The 21,421-nt window shown below is 72.8% G+C and carries 22 protein-coding genes and 1 pseudogene; 12 read left to right on the top strand and 11 right to left on the bottom strand.

Annotation, left to right across the window (positions count from 1 at the left end; translation table 11 throughout):
• Positions 1-18: 18 nt before the first annotated feature.
• From ACSUPT_RS12605 to ACSUPT_RS12625, 5 genes are all read right to left on the bottom strand, one after another.
• A complete protein-coding gene (locus tag ACSUPT_RS12605) occupies positions 19-990 on the bottom strand; it encodes a transporter substrate-binding domain-containing protein (RefSeq protein WP_436944297.1) in 972 nt (323 codons plus the stop codon).
• Entirely contained in the window at positions 987-2,348 is a 1,362-nt protein-coding gene (locus tag ACSUPT_RS12610; RefSeq protein WP_361662873.1) for a methylaspartate mutase, read from the bottom strand. The genes ACSUPT_RS12605 and ACSUPT_RS12610 overlap by 4 nt, the downstream gene beginning before the upstream one ends.
• On the bottom strand, positions 2,345-2,869 hold the full coding sequence (locus ACSUPT_RS12615) for a cobalamin-dependent protein (protein ID WP_351964526.1): 525 nt from the start codon (positions 2,867-2,869) through the stop codon (positions 2,345-2,347). Before ACSUPT_RS12615 ends, ACSUPT_RS12610 begins: the two co-directional genes overlap by 4 nt.
• Positions 2,870-3,186: 317 nt before the next feature.
• Complete coding sequence (locus tag ACSUPT_RS12620; protein ID WP_351964527.1) at positions 3,187-4,146, bottom strand: LysR family transcriptional regulator; 960 nt, start codon at positions 4,144-4,146, stop codon at positions 3,187-3,189.
• Positions 4,147-4,195: 49 nt separating this feature from the next.
• Complete coding sequence (locus ACSUPT_RS12625) at positions 4,196-4,375, bottom strand: hypothetical protein (RefSeq protein ID WP_351964528.1); 180 nt, start codon at positions 4,373-4,375, stop codon at positions 4,196-4,198.
• A gap of 388 nt (positions 4,376-4,763) precedes the next feature.
• On the opposite strand from ACSUPT_RS12625, the gene ACSUPT_RS12630 reads away from it, so the two are divergent.
• Positions 4,764-5,759, top strand: coding sequence for a helix-turn-helix domain-containing protein (locus ACSUPT_RS12630; RefSeq protein WP_436944298.1), 996 nt, complete (start codon positions 4,764-4,766; stop codon positions 5,757-5,759).
• 554 nt (positions 5,760-6,313) lie between these two features.
• Here the strand turns inward: ACSUPT_RS12630 and ACSUPT_RS12635 are convergent.
• Positions 6,314-6,841: a GNAT family N-acetyltransferase gene (locus ACSUPT_RS12635; protein WP_436946207.1), complete on the bottom strand. Its 528-nt coding sequence runs from the start codon at positions 6,839-6,841 to the stop codon at positions 6,314-6,316.
• Positions 6,842-6,971: 130 nt separating this feature from the next.
• On the opposite strand from ACSUPT_RS12635, the gene ACSUPT_RS12640 reads away from it, so the two are divergent.
• Both ACSUPT_RS12640 and ACSUPT_RS12645 read left to right on the top strand, forming a co-directional pair.
• Positions 6,972-7,904 (top strand): phosphotransferase family protein, encoded by a 933-nt coding sequence (locus ACSUPT_RS12640; RefSeq protein ID WP_361663817.1) that lies wholly within the window; start codon positions 6,972-6,974, stop codon positions 7,902-7,904.
• Between the two features lie 24 nt (positions 7,905-7,928).
• Entirely contained in the window at positions 7,929-8,678 is a 750-nt protein-coding gene (locus ACSUPT_RS12645; RefSeq protein ID WP_436944300.1) for a VOC family protein, read from the top strand.
• 100 nt (positions 8,679-8,778) lie between these two features.
• Here ACSUPT_RS12645 and ACSUPT_RS12650 read toward each other — a convergent pair whose 3' ends face one another.
• Positions 8,779-9,357: a TetR/AcrR family transcriptional regulator gene (locus ACSUPT_RS12650; protein ID WP_351964532.1), complete on the bottom strand. Its 579-nt coding sequence runs from the start codon at positions 9,355-9,357 to the stop codon at positions 8,779-8,781.
• An 86-nt stretch (positions 9,358-9,443) separates the two neighbouring features.
• Positions 9,444-10,181, bottom strand: coding sequence for a GbsR/MarR family transcriptional regulator (locus ACSUPT_RS12655; RefSeq protein WP_351964533.1), 738 nt, complete (start codon positions 10,179-10,181; stop codon positions 9,444-9,446).
• A gap of 381 nt (positions 10,182-10,562) precedes the next feature.
• On the opposite strand from ACSUPT_RS12655, the gene ACSUPT_RS12660 reads away from it, so the two are divergent.
• Positions 10,563-12,839 (top strand): FG-GAP repeat domain-containing protein, encoded by a 2,277-nt coding sequence (locus tag ACSUPT_RS12660; protein ID WP_436944303.1) that lies wholly within the window; start codon positions 10,563-10,565, stop codon positions 12,837-12,839.
• A gap of 174 nt (positions 12,840-13,013) precedes the next feature.
• Here the strand turns inward: ACSUPT_RS12660 and ACSUPT_RS12665 are convergent, their stop codons facing one another.
• Positions 13,014-13,739 (bottom strand): TioE family transcriptional regulator, encoded by a 726-nt coding sequence (locus tag ACSUPT_RS12665; RefSeq protein WP_436944305.1) that lies wholly within the window; start codon positions 13,737-13,739, stop codon positions 13,014-13,016.
• A 59-nt stretch (positions 13,740-13,798) separates the two neighbouring features.
• On the opposite strand from ACSUPT_RS12665, the gene ACSUPT_RS12670 reads away from it, so the two are divergent.
• On the top strand, positions 13,799-15,061 hold the full coding sequence (locus ACSUPT_RS12670) for an erythromycin esterase family protein (protein WP_436944306.1): 1,263 nt from the start codon (positions 13,799-13,801) through the stop codon (positions 15,059-15,061).
• A gap of 55 nt (positions 15,062-15,116) precedes the next feature.
• On the opposite strand, the gene ACSUPT_RS12675 is transcribed toward ACSUPT_RS12670, so the two are convergent.
• Positions 15,117-15,767, bottom strand: coding sequence for a hypothetical protein (locus tag ACSUPT_RS12675; protein ID WP_436944308.1), 651 nt, complete (start codon positions 15,765-15,767; stop codon positions 15,117-15,119).
• A 121-nt stretch (positions 15,768-15,888) separates the two neighbouring features.
• Between ACSUPT_RS12675 and ACSUPT_RS12680 the strand changes: the two genes are divergently transcribed.
• From ACSUPT_RS12680 to ACSUPT_RS12700, 5 genes and pseudogenes are all read left to right on the top strand, one after another.
• Positions 15,889-16,383, top strand: coding sequence for a peptidylprolyl isomerase (locus ACSUPT_RS12680; RefSeq protein ID WP_351964540.1), 495 nt, complete (start codon positions 15,889-15,891; stop codon positions 16,381-16,383).
• Between the two features lie 150 nt (positions 16,384-16,533).
• Complete coding sequence (locus ACSUPT_RS12685) at positions 16,534-17,043, top strand: DinB family protein (protein ID WP_399218829.1); 510 nt, start codon at positions 16,534-16,536, stop codon at positions 17,041-17,043.
• 251 nt (positions 17,044-17,294) lie between these two features.
• Positions 17,295-17,897, top strand: a complete 603-nt coding sequence (locus ACSUPT_RS12690) for a TetR/AcrR family transcriptional regulator (protein ID WP_403499353.1) — start codon at positions 17,295-17,297, stop codon at positions 17,895-17,897.
• Positions 17,898-17,990: 93 nt separating this feature from the next.
• The gene (locus ACSUPT_RS12695) at positions 17,991-19,232 is read left to right on the top strand and encodes an MFS transporter (RefSeq protein WP_436944310.1); all 1,242 of its coding nucleotides are present in this window, start codon (positions 17,991-17,993) and stop codon (positions 19,230-19,232) included.
• An 83-nt stretch (positions 19,233-19,315) separates the two neighbouring features.
• Positions 19,316-19,465, top strand: a pseudogene (locus ACSUPT_RS12700) (helix-turn-helix domain-containing protein); the annotation flags it as partial.
• Positions 19,466-19,755: 290 nt separating this feature from the next.
• Here the strand turns inward: ACSUPT_RS12700 and ACSUPT_RS12705 are convergent.
• Positions 19,756-20,202, bottom strand: coding sequence for a hypothetical protein (locus tag ACSUPT_RS12705; RefSeq protein ID WP_436944311.1), 447 nt, complete (start codon positions 20,200-20,202; stop codon positions 19,756-19,758).
• A 91-nt stretch (positions 20,203-20,293) separates the two neighbouring features.
• On the opposite strand from ACSUPT_RS12705, the gene ACSUPT_RS12710 reads away from it, so the two are divergent.
• On the top strand, positions 20,294-21,121 hold the full coding sequence (locus ACSUPT_RS12710; protein ID WP_361663848.1) for a helix-turn-helix domain-containing protein: 828 nt from the start codon (positions 20,294-20,296) through the stop codon (positions 21,119-21,121).
• Positions 21,118-21,354 (top strand): DUF397 domain-containing protein, encoded by a 237-nt coding sequence (locus ACSUPT_RS12715; RefSeq protein ID WP_361663851.1) that lies wholly within the window; start codon positions 21,118-21,120, stop codon positions 21,352-21,354. Before ACSUPT_RS12710 ends, ACSUPT_RS12715 begins: the two co-directional genes overlap by 4 nt.
• The last annotated feature ends 67 nt before the right edge of the window (positions 21,355-21,421 follow it).

Below are 21,421 nucleotides of genomic sequence, written 5' to 3' on the forward strand. Positions count from 1 at the left end.
TGGACGGGGTGGGTGAGGTCAGACCAGCGGGACGGCGTAATGCAGTCCGCCCCTGGTCCACAGTTCGTTGAGCCCGCGCGGCACGCCGAGCCCGGAGGCGGCGCCCAGGTTGCGCTCGTAGACGTCGCCGTACGTGCCGGTCGCGTCGAGCACGCGGGCCGCCCAGCCCTCGTCGAGGCCGAGCGACGGGCCGTGCCGGCCGGCCAGCCGGGCCGCCTCGGCGATCCCGGCGGCGCGCCCTCCGGGGCCCCGCTCGGCCTCGTCGGCGTGGTGCTCGGCGGCGACGAGGAGTTGCAGCACCCAGCGGCACAGCCGGTACCAGTCGGCGTCGTCGTCGCGGACGGCGGCGGCCATCGGCTCGCGGGAGATGGCCGCGTCGAGGATGACGTGGGCGTCCGGGTCGGGCAGCGCGGCCCGCTCCCCGGCGAGCGCGGTGCGGTCCAGGACGTACGCCGCGCACTCCCCGCTCGCGTACCCGGCGAGCGTCTCGGCGGGCGTCGGGTACGCGACGGGCTCGACGCCGAGGCCGCGTGGGCCGTACCAGGCCGCGAGGTTGGCGGGGCTGGTCGTGCCGGCCTGTACGGCGACGCGCATGCCGTCCAGGTCCTCGGGGCTCTCGATCCCGCTGTCCCCGCGGACGAGGAAGCCCTCGCCGTCGTAGCAGGTCACCCCGGCGAAGAGGACCGGCCAGGCGGCCTCGCGGCCCAGCGTCCAGGTCAGGTTGCACACGGTCAGGTCGGCGTCGCCGGAGCGCAGCGGGTCGAGCCGCCCGGCGGGGTCGGCGGGCAGCCACTCGACGGCGTCCGGGTCGCCCAGCGCGGCGGCGGCGACCGCGCGCGCCACATCGGTGTCCAGGCCGGTCCAGGCGCCGTCGGCGCCGCGCAGGGACAGGCCGCGGATGCCGCGGCTGACGACCGCGCGGACGGTGCCGCGGGCGCGCACGCCCTCCAGGGTGGCGGCCGGGCGGGTCAGGGTGAGGGCGTCGCTCATGTCAGGCTCCCGTGCGGGTGGTTGACGCGGGTCAGTTGCTCACGGTCGAAGCGGCGCTCGTTGTAGCCGAGCATCTCGATCAGGCCCTGCGCGGACAGCGGGGCGCGGGCGGCGGCCGGGTCGGCGGTGACGGGCATGGCGCCCGGGTCGCCCCAGCGGAGCAGGCCGCGCGGGTCGACGAAGGCGCGGGCGCGGTTGGCGTTGTCGAGGTGCAGGCAGTACGGCACGTCGAGGTGGCCCCGGGCGAACGCGCGGACCAGGGCGGCGCCGACGGTCGGCGCGAGGTCGAGGGTGGAGTCCACGAGCATCCGGGCCTCCTCGTACACGCCGGTCTCGGTGGGCTCCTGCGGCCGGCCGTGGCGGGCCTCGTCGTCGGCGACGTACGCGGCGAACTCCAGCGCGTCGACGTTCTCCTGGACGGTGGGGATGCGGTGCGCCTCGGCGGGCGTCTTGACGATGAGCCGCTCGGTGCCGCTGCGCACGGCGAGGCGGGCGCTGTCCTCCAGGATGCGGAACGAGCCGACGGGGGTGCGCGGGTAGACGCCCATGTACGTGTAGAGGACGACGTGCCAGTCCAGGCCGCCGAGGCGTTCCCCGGCGAGGCGGCGCAGCGCGGCGAGGGCCTCCAGGTCCTGCCCGGCGTGGGTCTGCTGGGCGTAGCTGAGGGAGATGCTGCGCAGTCCGTGCTCGGCGAAGAACAGCGCCTCCAGGACGCTGAGCGCGACGAGCAGCCCGGGCGGGCAGAGCTGGCCGAGCATGCAGCCGCCGAAGCTCTCCAGGTGCATCTGCCGCTCCTGCGCGGCGAGCAGCTCGCAACACCGCGACCAGGCGTCGACGGCCTCGCTCAGCGGGACGCGGCTGTAGGGCAGGCAGTACGAGACGGGCCCGCCCTCGGTGGCGTCGATGCCGGCCTCGACCATCGCCTCGAACAGCGGGTACGGCAGGGCGGAGCCGTGCCGCACCTGGACGGGGAAGTCGTCCCCGGTGACCCCGTCGAGCATGGCGCGGGTGGTCGCGGCCCCGTGCGCGACGAGCGGGAAGCCGTTGAGCTCCGCGCCGGTGCGCAGGGCCTCGCGGGCCGAGTCGTGGTCGTTGACGCGGGTGTAGCTGTCGAGGGTGATCGTGCCGACGGAGGCGGCGCGCGCGGTGCGCACACCGAGGAGGCCGTCGCGCATGACGGGGATCTCGGCGAAGCCCATGCGGGGCTGCACGACGAGCCCGCCGGCGCGGCTGGTGCGGTGCACGAACGCGGAGAACCGGTTGTCGTAGGGGACGTCGGGGCGGTCGGGCGCGGTGTCCGCGGCGCGTACCGGCGCGGCGGGGTCCTGCCCGGCGGGGGCCGTGGTGAGGACGCTCATGCGACGGCCTCCGCCAGGCGGGGCGCGTCCTCGGTGGCCGGGGCGGTGCCGGGGACGGGGACGGCGGGCTGGGGGCGGGGCAGGGCGCGCGGGGCGGGGCGGCCGCCGAGGCCGAGGAACTCCTGGAAGTTCTGCAGCCCGCCCTCGGATTCGAAGACGCCGTCGAAACCGCCTTCGGCGAGGCCCTGGATGAATTTCACGTTCTCCGCGCCGCGCACGCCGAGTTTCCCGCCGATGACGACGCGCAGGTCCTTCAGGTCGGGTTCGCTGCGAATCTTCTTGATGAGCCGCAGCCCGTCGATGTGGCCGTGGCCGTTGACCGTGCTGAGAACGAGGACGTCCGGGCGTCTCTTCCGGCATTCGTCGATGATGACCTGGTCCGGGACGCAGGCGCCGAGATTGTGGACCTCACCGCCGTGCTCCTCCAGCAGGAGTTGAAGGAAGACCAGGTTCCACATATGCGCGTCTGAGGAAACGCTCGACACGATGAATTTTTTTGCCGGGCGCTCGATATTCGTCATGACCTTCTCCGCAAAGGGGTGGAGTGACGGATGAAATGCTGTCCGCTCGGGTGGTTTCGGGTCCAGGTCGGAGCCCAGGACATTCCCGATGGCGCGGATCACGCGTTTCGATGCCCGGCGGTACGGGGACGGGGCACCGCCCCGCCGTACGGGTGCCGCCCGCCGTGCGCGCGTGCCGCGCGGGGGCCGCGGGCGGGCGGGTGGACCGGTCCGCCGCGGCGGGCGCCTCCCGCGGGGCCCCGCGGCGGGGCGCGCGAGGGGAGCGGGCCGCCGCGGTGGCGCGGCACGGCGGACCGGCCGGTGCGCCCGCGGGGGCGTCAGGCCGCGTCGCCTTCGCCGTCCCGCCCGGTCGGGGCGTCCGGCGCGGCGGGGGCGGCGGCGACCCGGTCGTACTCGCTCGCCATGCACTCCATGGTCCGCTCGATGAACAGCCGCATCTCGCGGGTCTGCCGGCGGCCCCGGCGCCAGGCGAGCTGCGTGTACACCTCGAACGGCGGCTCCCACGCGAGCGCGGCGAACGAGCCGGCCGCCAGGTCGTCGGCGACGGTCATCGTGGGCAGCAGGGCCACCCCGAGGCCGGCGGCGAGCCCCCGCTTGATGGACTCGATGTTGCCGAACTCCAGGAACGGCACGGGCTCCCCCGAGCCGCTGTTCAGCTCGGCCTCGAACAGCTCGCGGTAGGCGCAGCCCGCCTCGGGCGCCAGCACCTGCACCTCGCGCAGCTGGTCGAGGGTGACCTTCTCCTCCTGGGCCAGCGGGTGGCCGGGCGCGGCGACCACGACGAGCGGCTCGGCGCCCAGCACCTCGCTCTCCACGCCGGAGTGGCGGGTCTCGGCCTCCATGAGGAAGCCCATGTCGAAGATGCCCTGGCGCAGCGAGTACAGGGTCTCCGCGCAGAGGCTGGGCCGCAGCACCAGCTGGAGCTGCGGGTAGCGGTGGTGGAAGAACTCCAGCACGGGCGGCATGCGGTACGAGGTGATGCTCTCCATCGTGCCGACGGTGAGCATCCCGGACGGCTCGCCGCCGCCCGCCGCGACACCGCGCGCCTCACCGGCGAGGGCAAGCATCTGCTCGGCGTACGGGAGGAGCCGCTGCCCGGCGGGCGTCAGCTGGATTCTGGCGCCGAGGCGCTCGAACAGCTCGACCCCCAGGGAGGATTCCAGGTTCTTGATCTGCGCGGTGACGCTGGACTGCGCGTACCGGAGTTCGGTCGCGGCACGGGTGAAGCTGAGCAGGGTCGCGACTTTGTGAAAGGTGGTCAGTTGCCTTATGTCCACGAGAACTCCCAGGGTTCAGTCACAGGGGTGGGGTGGGGGCCACGCCGCGTCATCGCTGCCAGGTCCAGTCGTCCTCACCGTCGCCCGACGTGACCGTCGGCGCGGTCGTCGCCGTGGCCACCAGGGCGGGCGCCGGGTCGCCGGCCGCCAGGGCGGCGGGGGCCGCGAGAGCGGCGCAGCCCAGGACGGCGGTGACGACAGCGGCACGAACGAGACCGAGCGGGAACATGGCTGATTCCTTAAGTTGAAAGGCGGACTGAAACAGGCACGGTTAACGCGTCCGAAACACGCCGTGAAAGGCGAATGGGGCGCGGTGTGCCGACGCACGGAAAGAGCGATGCGCCAGACGTACTTCCGGAAGGCCGCCGACGGATCCGGTGCCGTCGACGGGATCAAGCTTTGCCGGTCGCCCGCCGCCGGTGAAGCGGTTTCCGGTGGCCAGATCCGTCCTTGACCCAAGGTGTCCACCTGCCGGAGGGGCAAGTTCCGGCCGCCGGGCGGGGGTTGGCACGCCACTGACGTGCGCCGAATGGCAATACAGCCTTGTTGCCGAAGTGAGGCGGGGCCTATCATCGCGCGGGTGCCTGAGGCATATTCCGTGGCTCAAGGGGGAGAGCTTGCTCGAATCACTCGGACTGGACAGCACCGCCGAGTCCGTCTACCGCCTGATGCTCAGATGCCCGCGGGACGACGTGGAGCAGCTGGGTGACCGCCTCGGCATTTCCGCCGAATCGGTCCGTTCGGCACAGGACCGGCTCTCCCGGCTCGGCCTGGTCGCGGATTCCTACGAGCACCCCGGCCGGCTGCGGGCCGTCAGCCCCGACCTGGGCCTGGAGTCGCTGCTGGCCCGGCAGTCCGCGGAGCTGGCCGCGCACCAGCACCGGATCGAGATGTCGCGGGCGGCCGCGGCGAAGCTGATCTCCGAGTACGCGGGGCAGGAGGCGGACGCCGCGAACCCGGGCGTCGAACAGCTCGTCGGCCTCGACGCCGTACGGGAGCGGCTGGCGTCGCTCCAGCGGGACATCCGCCACGAGGTGATGTCGTTCGCGCCGGACGGCGCGCAGACCGAGGACGCGCTGCGCTCGTCGCGCCCGCTGAACGAGCAGCTCCTGCGGCGCGGGGTGCGGATGCGCACGGTGTACCTGGACTCGATGCGCAACAGCGCGGCGACGGTCGCCCACGCGGACTTCCTCACCGAACTCGGCGCGGAGGTGCGGACGGTGGCGGCGCTGCCGACGCGGATGCTGATCGCGGACCGGGAGCTCGCGCTGCTGCCGGTGGACTGCGAGGACACCAGCGCGGGCGCGGTCATCCTGACGGGGAGCGGCACACTGACGGCGCTGTGCGCGCTGTTCGACAGCATCTGGGAGACGGCCACGCCGCTGGGCTCGGTCCGCAAGCGGGACGTCAACGGGCTGAGCGGCCAGGAGGCGACGGCGCTGCGGCTGCTGGCGGAGGGCCACACGGACGAGGCGATCGCGAAGCGGCTGGGCGTCTCGCACCGGACCGCGCGGCGGATCGCGACGCAGCTGATGGAGCGGCTGGGGGCGCGGAGCCGGTTCGAGGCGGGCGTCCGAGCGGTCCAGAACGGCTGGCTCCCCCGAGAACGCTGACCCCCTGCGGGCCGCTGCGGGCCCCTGCGGGCCAAGCCCCGTACGCACCGCGACGCCCTGCGGGCCGCTGCCTCGCTGTGGGCCCAGCCCCGTGCACGCCGCGACACCCTGCGGGCCGCTGCCTCGCTGTGGGCCCAGCCCGTGCGCGCCGCGACGCCCTGCGGGCCGCTGCCTCGCTGTGGGCCTAGCCCGTGCGCGCCGCGACGCCCTGCGGGCCGCTGCCTCGCTGTGGGCATGCGTTCCGCCAGGGGCGGAACGGGTGGGCACAGCGGACCTGGCGGGTGCCGCCTCCTGCGCCGCACGCACCGGTGGGCACCCTCCCGGGCGGGGTACCCCGTTGTGCCCACCCTCCCCCAAGCTCTCGGCTTCGCTCGAGCAGGGGGGACCCCCATCGCCCCTGGGGGTACACCCTGGACGAAGTCCTTGGGGGAGGAACGACTGCCCACAACGGGGGGCATGCCCGTGCCCGCAGCGGCAGCAGCTGCGGCTGCGGCAAATGGGCAGCGCGGGTGGCCAGCAGGGCGCCGGGGGTGGGCCCGCAGGGGGGCTGCGGGTTACTTCGGGGGCCAGGTGGTGGGGGTTGCGTCGTACTCGACCTCCCCGTGCTCCGAGCCCTCGATCCGCTCGGGCCACTCCCCGGTGAACGCCCGCAGGAACCGCAGCCCGCTCTTCTCCATGACCCGCCGCGACCCGGCGTTGACGGCCATGGTGTTGGCGGTCACGCGCCGCACGCCCAGGTCGGTGAAGGCCCACTCGACGAGGGCCCGCGCCCCCTCGGTGGCGTACCCCCGCCCCCAGACCTCCCGCCGCAGCCGGTAGCCGAGCTCCACGGTGTCGGCGCTGTCGTCCCGCACCGGCCGCAGTTCGAACCACCCGAGGAACGTGCCGCCGTCCCGCGCGGCCCAGAACCCGGGCAGGCCGCCGAGGCACGCGTACCGCCGCATGAGCTGTGGCATGGCCCGTTCCCGTACGACCTCCGGGGGTGTGGGCCGGCCGCCCGAGATGTACCGCATCACCTCCGGGTCGCCGTCCAGGGCGACGATCAGCGGTTCGTCGTGCTCGGTGAAGGGGCTGAGCTCCATCCGCGCGGTGCGCAGGAGGAGGCCGGGGGTGTCGACGCGTTCCACCCGGCCATCCTCGCCACTGCCCGCGCGCTCGCTCAACCGATTAACGCCGTTGCCGAGCGGCCCGGTTCGGCCCTACGGTCCGCCCATGCTGCCCTTGGTGGAAACTGACGAGGACTGGGACACCGTCGTACCCGACGAGGCGGTGATGCGGCCGGGGGTGGTGGACCTGTGCGCCCGCCTGGGTCTGGCGGGGGCGCCGGTGGTGCGGTTCGCGGAGGGGTCGCAGCCGGTGTACGCGGTGGGCGAGGAGCACGTACTGAAGCTGTTCCCCGCCGCCGCCGCGGCGGACGGCCTCGCGGAGGGCCGGGTCCTGTCGCATCTGGAGGGCCGGCTGCCGGTGCCGACCCCGGAGGTCCGGGCGGCCGGCGTGTACGAGAACGGCTGGCGGTACGTGCTCATGTCCCGGCTGGGCGGGCGGAACCTGGCGCGCGTGTGGGCGTCGGTCCCGGCCGGCGACCGGGAGCGGCTGGTGGCGGAGATCGGCGAGGCGCTGGCGGTGCTGCACGCCCTGGACCCGGCGCCGCTCGCCGGTGTGCTGGGGCCGGGCGACTGGGGTGCGTTCCTGGACGGACGGCGGGCGGCGGCGGTGGACCGTCAGCGGGAGCGGGGCCTGCCGGAGGCGTGGCTGGAGCAGATCCCGGACTTCCTGGCGTCGGTGCCGCTGCCGCGCGTCCCGCCCCGTCCCGCGCTGCTCCACACGGAGGTCATGCGACAGCACTTCCTCGTCGAACCGGACGGCTGGCGTCTGACGGGCCTGTTCGACTTCGAGCCCGCGATGATCGGTGACCCCGCGTACGACTTCGTCGGCGTGGGCGTCTTCGTCACGGCCGCCGACCGGACACTGATGTCCCGCCTCACGCGCGCGTACGGCCGCCCCGTGTGCCCGCGCACGGCGATGGCGTACACCCTCCTCCACGTGTACAGCGACCTGCCGTGGTACCTCCGCGAACTGCCCCACACCCGCAGCGGCACGCTGGAGGGCGCGGCGGAGGAGTGGTTCGGGCACGGGGAGGGGTGAGGGGCGGCCGCTTAGGATCGCCGTATGGCGCTGCGACCCGTCCACGTGATCATCAAGGCCGTCGACGCGGCGGCGGTCGGCCGGTTCTGGGCGGAGGCGCTCGGCTGGCAGGCGTTCAGCCCGGGCGTGACCACGTACGTCGGGCCTCCGGGGGGCGAACTGGTCTGGCCGGACCCGGTGTTCGTCGGTGTCGACGTCGTGCCCGTCGCCGGGCTCGCGGCGGCGGCCGGGGTGAAGAACCGGGTGCACCTGGACATCGCCACCGACTCCCCCGCCCGGCAGGCGGAGCTCGTCGCGCGGCTGAGGGCCCTCGGGGCGACGCCGGCCGACGTGGGCCAGGGCGATGTGCCGTGGACGGTCCTCGCGGACCCGGAGGGCAATGTCTTCTGCGTGCTGGAGCCCCGGGAGGTCTACCGGGACACGGGCCCGATCGCCGCGGTGGTCGTCGACTGCGCGGATCCGCGTGCCATGGCCGCGTTCTGGGGCGAGGCGATCGACTGGACGCCGCACGAGGTGACCGACGACCGGGCCGTGCTGCGCTCGGCCCGGGGCAACGGCCCGTACCTGGAGTTCCTCCGCACGCCGAACGCGCCGGCCGCGCCGGGCCGCGTCCACCTCGACCTGCTGCCGTACCCGGGCGACGACCAGGCGGCGGAGGTGGCTCGGCTGCGCGCCCTGGGCGCCCGGGACTTGGACCTGGGCCAGGGCGACGCGCCGTGGACGGTCCTGGCGGACCCGGAGGGCCACGAGTTCTGCGTCCTCGCCCCGTCCTGACCGGCGTCCCCGGCCGGGCCGCGAGGCCCTTCGGGGGCGGGCCAGCGGCGTGGCGGGCCGTCGGCGTGGCGGGGCGCCGGCGTGGCGGGGCGCAGCGGCCCTAGCCTTCCGTGACGATCCGCTCGACCGCCGCACGCACCAGTTCGTCGCGCTCCTCCTGCGAGAAGACGTCCGGGAGGGTGAGCTGTTCCACGATCAGCCAGTTGAGGGCCAGCATCAGCAGCTTCACGGCCATCGCGTCGCCGGGCAGGCCCGAGGACTCGTGGTACTCGACGTTGCCGTCCACGTCCGCGCGGACCCGTTCGGTCAGGACGCGGCGCAGTTCGGGGCGGCGGGTGGCCTCCAGGCGCAGCTCCAGCAGCGCCAGGTAGCCGGTGCGGAACGAGGAGACGCGGGTGACCAGTTCGCGCATGAGCTCCACGTACGTCTCGCGGTCGCGCCCCGCGGCGCGCTGGCGCGCGAAGACGGCCTCGTCGGGCTGCAGCCGCTCGTACACGCGGGCGCCGGCCTGGGTGAGCAGGTCGTCGCGGCTGGCGAAGTAGTTGGACGCGGTGCCCGGGGGCACGGCCGCCTCGGTGTCCACCGCCCGGTACGTCAGCCCCCGCGCGCCCTCCCTGGCCAGCACCTCGATCGCCGCGTCGACCAGGGCGGCGCGCCGCTCGTCGTTCCGTCTCACCATCGAGATCACCCCAGCCGCAGGTAACGAGTGTCCACCACTGCGGGGAGAGTACTACGTGCGGAGTGGCCAGCGGGGACGGTCCGGCCCTATTCGGCGGGGCCGTCCGCCGTCGGCGCGGACCTCGAGTGGAGGATGTCGCGGGCCTGCTCCGCCGCGCGGGCGATGCTCTCGGAGACGAAGTCCAGGAAGCGGGCGATGTTCTCCATGCGGGCCGCGGCCGGCGTCCCGGGGCCGAGGACGCCGACGCCCTCCCGGGCGATCTCGACCAGGTCGGCGGTGGAGCGGGCGCTGGCCATCATCGACCGGTACCAGACGTCGTCGTCCACGATGTACCGCTCGCGCCGCCGCTCGTCCCGCTCCCGGCGGATGAGGCCCTGGCTCTCCAGGAACGCGACGGCCTTGGACACGGACGCGGGACTGACCTGGAGGCGCCGCACGAGATCGGCGGCGGTGAGGCTGCCGGAGTCGGTGAGGGTGAGGCAGGCCATGACGCGGGACATCATCTTGGGCATGCCGGAGGCCATGAGGACGGTGGTGAACACCTCCTCGTACTCGCGCACCGCCTCCGCGTCCCGCCCGTGGGCCTGCGCGGGCGCCTCCGCCCCCGGGGGCGCGGACCGGCCGCGGCGGCGGGCGCGCCGCTCGGTGGCGCGGTGGGCGAGGTCGGCGCGGTAGGCGGTGGGGCCCCCGTTGCGCATCACCTCGCGCGTGACGGTGGAGGTCGGACGGTCGAGACGCCGGGCGATCTCGGCGTAGGCGAGGCCCTCGGCCAGTCCCAGCGCGATCTGCTGGCGGTCCTGCTGGGTGAGCCTGCCTCCCGGCATCGGGGTCTCCTTCGTCGCTCTCGATGAGACCGGGAGTGTAGCGTTCGCCCTCATGCCGTTGCAACGAAGGCCCGCAGGGCATTGCATTAACCGACATACTCAAGGCAACGAACGCCCGCCATTGAGCTGGGGCATTGCGACTGACACGCAAGGAGCTCATTACCCTCACCGCGAACGCAACGTAGCGTTTCCCACCCCGGAAATAGGGGGCGGCGTTCGCCCCGCACCACCCCACCACCCCCGCGAGCCGTCGCCGCCGGGAGCGCCGTGTCCGGCGCGGGAGCGGTCGCCATTCTCCGTACAACCTTCAAGCGCCATCGAAAGTCTGAGCGAGCGGCACGCGCCATGTGCGTGCCGCTCGGCTCTCCTGGAGGGACTTCCTTGGCTTCCGCCCGTACGACCCGACGCCGTCTCGCCGCCTCCGTCGCCACCGTTCTCGCCGTGACGGTCGGCGCGGGCGTCCTCACCTCGCCGGGGGCCGTGGCCGCTCCCGCCGCAGCCGTCCCCGCCGCCGCTCCGGCCCAGGCGGCCACCACGCCGCAGCCCGGCGCCACCAGCACCAGCGAGGCGGTCCTGCCCGTCGGTGCCGACATCGTCAGCACCGGTGAGACCGGTTACCTCACGTCCCGGAAGGACGGCTCCGGCGCCACCGTCCTGGAGTGGCGCAGGTTCGCCGACGGCTCGGTGGTACCGGTCACCGGGGCCGGACCCGTCGGCTACGACAGCCACTCCGACACCGTCGTCACCAGCGACGGCGGCACCACGGTCTCCGTGCGGGACATGAGCCCCGGCGCCGTCAACTCCTACTCCGTCGACCTGGAGGCGGAGTTCAAGCCCGGCGCGAAGCTCGTCGGCGTCGTCGGCGGGAACCTCTTCGTGAAGGTGCCGACCACCCAGGACTACCACGAGCTGTGGCAGCTCTCGCAGACCGACGGCATCACGAAGAAGACGAAGCGCTCGGCGGGCTTCTACAGCATCGACTTCAAGGTCATCGCGACCACCGGCCACCAGATGCTGGTCCTGGGCAGCAACCGCGTGTGGTCGCAGGCGACGTACCGGACGCAGTTCTGGAAGACGCAGGCCCTCGTCGAGGGCGACACGGCCGTCGACTCGTGGAGCGCGGGCACGGACACGCAGCACATCGCCGCGTGGAACAACAACTCCACGGGCGCGTTCACCGCCGACTACACCGCGTGGGTGGACTACCCGACCGGTTACACCCGGTTCGTCGTGGCGGCGGACGCCACCGCCACGCACTTCCGCATGGAAAGCCACCTGGCCGGCGCCCGCATCGAGGGCGTCCTGTGGGACACGCTCCTCTACGGCATCCCCGGCCCGGTGCAGGACGTGGTGCAGAGCCCGCTGTACGCGCGCAGCGCCAAGAGCGCGACGTCGGAGCCGTACCAACTGCTGGACCACTACTCCAGCGTCGCCCACGCCCCGGACGGCACGCTGCTGGTGCGCGGCACCTCGGCGGACGTGGACGGCCTGTTCCGCATCGAGGTGGGCGACCAGGGCCGCCCGACCGCCACGCTCGTCGCGCACTCCGACCGGGTCATGCCCCTGACGGTGCGGGAGTCGAACGTCCCGACCGCCGTCAGCCTGGAGCAGCCGGGCACCACGGTCCCGATGGAGTGGACGCTCTCCCGTCCGAGCGCCACCGTGGACCTCACGCTCACCCACAAGGCGACCGGCCGTACGCTCACCCGGCGCCTGGCCCAGCCGGCCGAGGGCAGCCGCTTCTCGTTCGCGTGGGACGGCGTACTGGGCGGCGCGAGCGCGCCGAACGGCGCGTACACCTGGCAGATCACCGCGACCCCGGACGAGGGCGACCCCGCGACCGCTTCGGGCGGTTTCGGCGTGACCCGCGAGGCGAACCCGCACGACTTCACCGACAACGGCTCCACGGACGTCCTCGCGCGGGACGCGTCGGGCACGCTGTGGCGGGACGACCTGTTCGACTGGCCGACGGGCACGCAGGTCACCACCGCCAAGCGGGAGCAGATCGGCCGGGGCTGGCAGATCTACAACCAGATCGAGGCCGTGGGGAACCTCGGCGGCTCCCCGGTCGGCGACCTCCTCGCGCGGGACACGTCCGGCGCGCTCTGGCTGTACCAGGGCACCGGCACGGGCGGCTTCACCGCGCGCGCCCAGGTCGGCAGCGGCTGGCAGATCTACGACAAGCTGGCGGGCGGCGGCGACCTCACCGGCGACGGCCGCGCCGACCTCGTCGCCCGCGACACCTCGGGCGTGCTGTGGGCCTACCCGGGCACCGGCAACGCGTCGGCCCCGTTCGCCAACCGCGTCCGGGTCGGCGGCGGCTGGCAGATCTACAACACGGTCACCGCCGTCGGCGACATCGCGGGCACCCCGGCCGGCGACCTCGTCGCGCGCGACGCGTACGGCGTGCTGTGGCTGTACGAGGGCAACGGCGCGGGCGGCTTCGGCACCCGCGTGCGGATCGGCTCGGGCTGGAACGCGTTCACGCAGCTCGTCGGCGCGGGCGACGTCACCGCCGACGGCCGCCCGGACCTGATCGCGTACGGCGCGAACGGCACGTACGTCTACCGCTCGACGGGCTCGGTGACGGCCCCGTTCAGCCGCTGGACGACGAACCTGTACGCGGGCGAGGGCTCCGCCTTCAACAGCCTCGCGTAACGGCGCACGCACCGCGCAAACGGCCCCCGTCGCGCCACCAGGGCGCGGCGGGGGCCGTTCCTGCGTCCCACCGTCCGACGCCCGACCGTCCGGGATCCGTGGTCCGGCGCCCGGCGCCCGGCGCCCGGCGTCAGCCTGCCCCCAGCAGGGTTCCCGCCTGTCGGCGGGGGTGCCTCAGTCGCGGGTGCGGAGGTACGCGTCGAGGGCCGCCGCGCCCGTCAGCATCGCGCGGGCGCGGGCCGCCAGGCGGGCGTGCCAGTCGGTCAGGGCGGCGCCCAGGGGTTCCAGGCCGCCGGCCGAGCGGACCTGGTCGAGCAGCAGGGCGATCCGCTCCAGCGGGTAGCCGCCGCGCCGCAGCTGGTGCGCCAGTCGGGCGTCCCGCACGTCGGCCTCGCCGTACACCCGGTACCCCGTCACCGGGTCGCGGCGCGGGCGCACCAGGCCGGCGCGCTCCCAGGTGCGCAGCGTCGCCGGGCGGATGCCGAGGCCCCGCGCCAGCGGCCCGATGAACGTCCCGCCCGGGCCGGAGCCCGGCTCCTCGCCCCTCACCGGCTCCAGGTCGCGCAGGGCCTCCTCCACCGCGTGCAGGGTCCGCCGGTCCTCCAGCAACTGCGCGTGGCTCTCGTCGACGAGCCGGAACGCCTCCTGCGCCGCGCCCTCGTTCACGGCCCGCATGACCGCCGCCGCCGTCCCGTGGCCGTGCCCCGGCACCAGCGCGAGGAACGCCCTCAGCGCCGCCGCGTGCGCGGCGGTGTACCTGCGATAACCGTGCGTCGTCCGGTCGGCGGGCGGCAGGATGCCCGCCTCCTCGTAGTTGCGCACCGCCTGCGTGGACAGCCCGTGCTCCCGCGCCAGGTCAACCGGCCTGAGCCATCCGCCCGTTTGAAGGTTCCGCCCCATGCCACCGAGGGTATCGCGGCAAAAGTCTCAACCGAGCCTTCAACGATACGGTTGAAGCCATGGCCACTGACATCAAGGACGCCAGCCAGCCCCTCGACGCCTCCGCACTGATCGGCCTCCTCCCCGCCCCGCCCCGGATACTCGCCCTGGGCGAGCCGACGCACGGCGAGGACGCCCTGCTCCGCCTCCGCAACGACCTGTTCCGGCAGTTGGTCGAGCGGTACGGCTACCAGACCATCGCCCTGGAGACCGACTGCCTCAGGGGCCTCGCCGTGGACGCCCACGTCACCCCGGACACCGGCGGCCCGGACACCGACCTCCCCGACACCGACCGCCCCGACACCGGCGGTCCCGACACCGGCGACCTCGACGCCGTCATGGAGCACGGGTTCAGCCACGGCTGGGGCGCCTTGGCCGCCAACCGGGAGCTCGTCCGCTGGATGCGCGCCCACAACGAGCGCCGCCCCGCCTCCGAACAGGTCCGCTTCGCCGGATTCGACGGCCCCCTGGAGATCGAGGCCGCCGCGAGCCCCCGCCAGGCCCTCACCGCCCTCCACCGCCACCTCGCCGCCCATCTCGACGCGGACCTGCTGCCCTGCGCCGCCGACACCCTGGACCGCCTGCTCGGCCCCGACGACGCGTGGACCGAGCCCGCCGCGATGTACGACGCCGCCCGCTCCGTCGGACGGTCCGACGAGGCCCGCGAGCTGCGGCTGCTCGCCGACGACCTGGTCGCCCTGCTCGACACCCAGGCGCCGCGCCTGCGCGCCGCGGTCTCGCCAGGCGACCACGAGCGGGCCCTGCTGTACGGGCGCACCGCCACCGGCCTCCTGCGCTACCACCACGCGATGGCGGACCCGTCGCCCGCCCGCCTGACCCGGCTGGCGGCCGAGCGCGACCGGATGATGGCGCACAACCTCCTCGCCCTCGCCGGGCGCGGCCCGGTCCTCGTGTACTCCCACAACACCCACCTCCAGCGCGAGGAGAGCGCCATGCGCATGGGCGGCGGGCTGCTGGAGTGGTGGGGCGCCGGCGCGCTGGTCGCCTCCCGGCTCGGCAGGGAGTACGCGTTCGTCGCCACCGCCCTCGGCACGATCACCCACCGGGGCGTGGACGCGCCGCCGCCGGGCACCGTCGAGGGGCTCCTGTACGACCTCCCGGAGGACCGCCACCTGGTCGACCCGGGCCGCCTGGCCGCCGCCCTCGGCGGCACCCCGCCCGCGCCCCGCGAGTCCCCCTGGTTCGGCTACGCCCCGTTCGACCCCGCCCACCTGGGCTCCGTCGACGGCCTCGTCTACGTCAGGGACGTCCCGCGGGACTGACGGACCGCAGCCGTGCGCCCCGGCCCCGTGGACGACCGCGCGGCCGGGGCGCCGGTCAGCGCGCCCGGTCCGCCTCCAGGGCCTCGCGCAGGACGGAGGCGTAAAGGCCCAGTACGTCGAGCGCCGCCTCGGGATCGGGCTCGGCGTCCAGTTCCTCGTCGTCCTCGTACGGGGTCAGGCGCACCGCGGCCTCGACCGCCTCCCGGTCCCAGGCGCCGGCGCGCACCGAGGCCAGGAGGGCCGCCAGCGCGTCCGGGTCGCTCTCGCCCTCGGCGACCTCCCCCAGGGCGATGTCGGCCTCGGCCAGCAGGTGCGCGTCGTCGGTGAGGTGGGTGACGACGCGCCCCGGAACGCCGGCCGCGGGCGTCCAGGCCGTCCCGTCCCAGCGGGCCGCTCCGCTGAGGCCGCGCTCCGGTGCGGAGGCGAACGGCTCGGGCGGCCCCGACCGCCCCAGCACCGCGCGTATCCCCTCGTCGTCCGGACGGGCGGCGGGCTCGTCGCGGTCCCGCACCGCGAGGACGGGCGCGGCCCCGCCCAGGTCCAGGACGAACGAGCTGCCGCCGCCGTCGTCGTACGCGACCCGCCCCGGCTCGGGGGTGTGGCGGGGAGGCACGTCCATCACGGCGAGGAACGCCGCGTGGAAGGCCAGCCCGGCGACGATACGGCCGGGGGACGGCAGGGACGACCAGTCCTTGTGCGCATTCATGCCGCCGATGCTGCCACCCGCCACCGACACCGGCCGCCGGGCGGCGGCGGAACCGGCCGGGCGGCGCCGGGGCGGTGGGCCGAAATCGCGCCGGGCCCGTCCGTCGTACAGAATCGCCGCCATGAGTGAAAACGTGTACTTCGACGTAAGCGCCAACGGCGAGAACCTCGGCCGGATCGTCTTCCGGCTGTTCGACGACATCGTGCCCAAGACGGCCCGCAACTTCCGCGAGCTGGCCACGGGCCAGAACGGCTACGGCTACAAGGGTTCGCCGTTCCACCGGGTCATCCCCGAGTTCATGCTGCAGGGCGGTGACTTCACCGACGGCAACGGCACCGGCGGCAAGAGCATCTACGGCGAGGCCTTCGAGGACGAGGGCTTCCAGCTGAAGCACGACCGGCCGTTCCTGCTGAGCATGGCCAACCGCGGCCCGAACACCAACGGCTCGCAGTTCTTCGTCACGACCATCCCCACCCCGTGGCTGGACGGCAAGCACGTCGTCTTCGGCGAGGTCGTCGAGGGCTCGGACGTCGTCAAGAAGATCGAGGCGCTCGGCAGCGGCTCGGGCCGCACCCAGAAGAAGATCCTCGTCGAGGACTGCGGCACCGTCGCCTGACGCCTCCCGGACCGGCCTCCACCCGCCCCGGCGGCGGTCGGCGGCGGGTGAAACCGGGGTGCGGGGCGGCGTGCGCGTGGTGTGTCATCGGCATGCGCGCCGCCCCGCACCGGACGGCGGCCGAACCCGCACCCACCAGGAGCACCCGGCATGACCACCGACCGCCGCGTCAGCCCGCCCCTCCTCGGCGGCGAACGCGAGACCCTGCGCGCGTTCCTCGACTACCAGCGCGCCACCCTCGCCATGAAGTGCGAAGGGCTCACCGACGAGCAGCTGCGGCAGCGTTCCGTGCCGCCGTCGGCCCTGTCGCTGCTCGGCCTCGTACGGCACATGGCGGAGGTCGAACGCGCCTGGTTCCGCCGGGTGTTCCAGGACCACGACGCGCCCATGGTCTGGTCCGACACGATCGACTTCCAGGCCGCGTACGACGCGGCGCGCTCCACCCGCGCGGAGGCGTTCACCGCCTGGGAGGCCGAGGTGGAGAACTCCCGCCGCATCGAGCGGGAGGCCGCGTCGCTGGACCTCACCGGACACCAGCCGCGCTGGGACGCGGAGGTCTCCCTGCGCATGGTGATGACCCATGTCCTCCTGGAGTACGGCCGCCACAACGGCCATGCCGACTTCCTCCGCGAGGCCATCGACGGCACGGTAGGCGCCTGAGCCCCTGACCGGCCGCCCCCTGGGACAGGAAGATGACGACGCACGCATCCTCGACATCGGCGGAGGCCACCGCGTCCGCCGAGCTCGCCGGACCGGCGGAGACCGCGGGCGGGCTCCAGTGGCTCGTGCGCGAGGGACGCACCTGGGCCGTCGCCTTGCGGGGCAGGAGGTTGGTGACGGTCGGCGCGGCGTCTCGGGCTACGAAGCAGGCGTTATGGATTCTGTCATCCAAAACGTGCTAGGCTCGCCTCATGGCCAGACCACGCACGTTCGACGAGACCGCAGTGCTTGACGCCGCGGCGCGTGAGTTCCGCGTGCACGGCTTCGCCGAGACCTCGACCGAGCAGCTTTGCGAGGCGGCGGGCGTGCGCCGCAGCAGCCTGTACAACGCGTTCACCTCCAAGGATGAGTTGTTCGTGCGGGCCTTGCAGCACTACGTCGCGACGACCGGAGCGCGCCAATCGACGATCCTCACCGACGACGAAATGACGGGCGCAGAGAGGTTGCGCACCCTCGTCGACGTCGTAGTGGACGAGGAGCTGCAGGCGGCGAACCGCGGCCACGCGGCCGGCTGCATGGTCGTACAGAGCCTCATGAACCCGGACCTGCGCGAGCGGGACGAGCGCGTGGCCCGGATCCTCGACCGCGACCTACGCGCGAGGCTCTCCCTTCTGTCCGGAGCGATCCGGGCCGGCCAGGTCGACGGGTCGATCGCCGAAGACGTAGATCCCGACGACGGGGCGGTGCTCGTCAGTACCGTCATCTCGGGCCTGCGCGTGACCGCACAGACCGGCGTCGACGTCGAGACGCTCCGCCGGATCGCCCTGGCCGGATTGAGCTCCCTCCTGCACTGACAGCACCGCTGCCCGGCGGCGCTTCTTCATGCCTGCATTTTGGATAACGGAGTACAGAAAGGGTCTCTCTTGAACACAGCAACAGCACCAGCCGTGAAGAAGGCCGTCCCACCCGCGGTGTACGTCCTCACCGCCGGGGTGTTCGCGATGGTGACCAGCGAGTTCACCGTCGCAGGCCTCATGCCCCAGCTCGCGGAAGGTCTCGGCACCGGGATCCCGCAGATCGGCTACCTCGTGACGATCTTCGCCGTCGCGATGGCCGTCGGAGGCCCACTGCTCACCTATGCCCTGCTCAAGGTTCCGCCGAAGAGCGCGCTCATGACCATCTTCGCGATCTTCCTCGTCGGCAACGTCATCGCAGCGCTCGCGACCGGGTATCCGATGATGGTCCTCGCCCGGATCATCAGCGGGGCCGCCTCGCAGGCGTTCTTCGGTGTCTCGGTCTCGATGGGCGTCCAATTGGTCGACGAGCGGGTGCGCGGACGCGCGGTCGCTGTCGTCATGAACGGGCTGATGCTCGGGACTCTGCTCGGCCTGCCGCTCGCGATCTTCGTCGGTGGCCGGTTCGGCTGGCAGACCGCGTTCTGGACGATCTCAGCGATCACCCTGGTCGCCGCCATCCTGACGCTGGCCTTCGTGTCGAACCCCGCCGCACCGGCCGGCGGCGGTGTTGAGCCCGCCGCATCGACCCGTTCGAATCTGGCTGTGCTGCGAAAGCCGCAGTTCTTGCTCGCCCTCGCCTCCAGCACGCTCATCATCGGAGCGACGTTCTCGGCATTCAGCTTCTTCACCCCGATCCTCACCGAAATCACCGGCTTCCCGGACAGCCTCGTGCCCGTACTCTTGCTCATCTACGGAGCGGCGACCCTGGTGGGGAATCTCGTCGTCGGCCGCCTGGCCGACAAGCACACGATCTCCACGCTGCTGTTCGGCACCGCGCTGAACGCCCTCTTCCTCACCGGCTTCGCGCTCTTCACCGACATTCCGTCACTGGCGCTGGTGTTCATGCTCGGCATCGGCCTGGTCGGCGTCACCATGAACCCCGCCATGGTTGTCCGCATCCAGCGTGCAGGAAACACCGCACCACTGGTGAACACGATCCATGGCTCGTTCATCACCCTCGGCGTCATCATCGGGTCCGCTGTCGGCTCCGCGCTCATTCCGCCGCATGGCTTGCGAGCACCGGTCGTCCTCGGGGTCGGCCTGGCAGTCCTGGCAATCGCCGCCACCCTGCCCGCCCTGGCCAGCCCGTACTTGCGACGCAGTGCACCCGATGACGCGTCAGAAGCGGAATCGGACCAGTCCGTCCGGCCTGCCGTGACCGCAGAGATCTGAACCGATCGGGAGACCATGCATTGCGTGCCGCCAAACCGCTCCGGCGAGGTCAAGGCACGACCCATGCGAACGCGCCGCTCAGCATGGAAGGACGACGACGTTTGGTCGAGCGATGCAAGAACCGGCCTATCGCACACGTGGCCGCCGAGATGGGAATCTCGCGGGCGTGCGCGTCGAAGTGGGTCAACCGGTGGCGACATCACGGTGACGCCGGACTTCAAGACCGCGCATCGGAGTCCGCAGGCGACACCTACATGGGTCATAGAGCACATCGAGACCTGGCGGCGCGCACACACATGGTCGGCCCAACGCATCACCGATGAACTCGCCGACCTGGGCCACCGGATCAACGGCCGCACCGTGACCCGGCACTTGAACCGACTCAGCCTTGCCTGACAACTACTGGTACGTGGCTCACCGCCGACGGCGGCACCGTCCACCGCTGGCGCTGCTGACACATGTACGGGTAGGCGCGGCGGCAGCGCTGCATGCCGCCGTCCACCACCTTCGCGCCCCGGCGGCGCTACGCGCCCCGCTCTCCGGCCGGGGCCGCGTGCTCCGCGCACGCCTCCGTGACGTGCAGGTGCAGCAGGTCCGGCTCCACGAACGGCATCGCCACCGTCGGCCGCGACCTCCAGTCCAGCGGCCACGTCAGCCCGTCGAACGCCGGGATCCCCACGTACGCCGCGCACCCGCTGCCCCGCGTCAGCGTCCGCGTCTCACCGGGCGGCCACCGGTGCGCCCCCGCCGTGCCGGGCGGCACCAGGAAGTACATGTACCGGCGCCCCGTCAGCTCCCGGACGATGGGCCCCGCCTGGAAGTCGGTGTACGTCATCAGCCGGTACGCCACGTCCTCCGCGAGCACTCCCGCGATCCGCACCGCGTCGAAATGCACGCCCGCGTGCCGCAACGCGTGGCCGGAGGCAGGGACCCAAGAGGGCGCCGTGTCAAGTGGCTTGGGGAAGTTCATGCGACCAGCTTGCAAGCTGCGCTTCACTGTGACCAGCGCCACACGGCGTTCGTGCAGGGGTGTGTACCTGGGGAAATGGACGGTGAACTCTGTGAACAACGGCAAGAGGCCGAGCAAGGGACCGGCTGGTGCCGCCGTCGCATTCGGGCGGCTACTGAAGTTCCATCGGGAACGGGCCGGGGTCACGATGGAAGCGCTCGGCAAGCACACCTCGTACTCCAAGTCCCAAGTCGCAATGGTCGAAAAGGGGGAGCGCAGGCCGAAGGAGCGCTTCGTGGAGCTGGCGGACGCACTGCTCGGTGCACAAGGTGCACTGAAGGCGGTCGCGGAGACCATCACCGCGAGCAGCGTGCCAGCGTGGTGGGAGGACTACATGGAGGAGGAAAAGAAGGCGGCGGGCATCCACATGTTCTCCACGGATGTCATCCCCGGCCTCCTCCAGAGCCCGCGCTATGCCGAGGCCGTCTTCGCCTGCCACATCCCGGCGTGGGACGAGGAGCAGGCGGAAGCCTTGGTCGCCGAACGCATGGCGCGTCAGGACGTGTACAACAGAAAGCCGCGCCCCATCATCACGTACGTCCTGGAAAAGACCTGTCTGACCCGTCCCATCGGTGGCCGGGAGGTACTCAAGGACTGTTTGACACACCTGCTCGACATCGCTCGTTTGCCCAACGTCACGGTCCAGGTGATGCCAGAGGACCGTGAGATCCATGCCGGCCTGAACGGGCCCTTCGTGCTGCTGGAGACGGCCGAGCGCCAAGGTCAACTCGGATACGTCGAAGGACAGAGCGGACGCTATTTCATCAGCGAACAGCCCGCCCTGGGCGACATGTTCATGCGTTACAGCACCCTGCGGGCGCAAGCCCTCCCTCCCGAAGCATCCGTACAATTCATCGAAGAGGTGGCACAAGGTCTATGACGAACAACCTCACCTGGTTCAAGAGCAGCTACAGCGTCCCGAGCGGCGGCGAATGCGTCGAAGTCGCCTTCGATTGGCACAAGTCCTCCCACAGCCTCCCGAACGGCGGCAACTGCGTCGAGGTCGCCGCCTGTCCCCACGCCGTCCACGTCCGGGACTCCAAGGACACCGCCCGTCCCGGGCTGGCCGTCGCGCCCGAGGCGTGGGGCGCGTTCCTCCGTACCGTGCGCTGAACCGCCGCCGCGCGGGCGCTCGTTCGTCTTCGGTCGAGTGCCCGCGCCGTGCCGCCGTACGGCGTTA

The sequence above is a fragment of the Streptomyces sp. SudanB25_2051 genome, assembly GCF_964272635.1.
GTDB lineage: Bacteria > Actinomycetota > Actinomycetes > Streptomycetales > Streptomycetaceae > Streptomyces.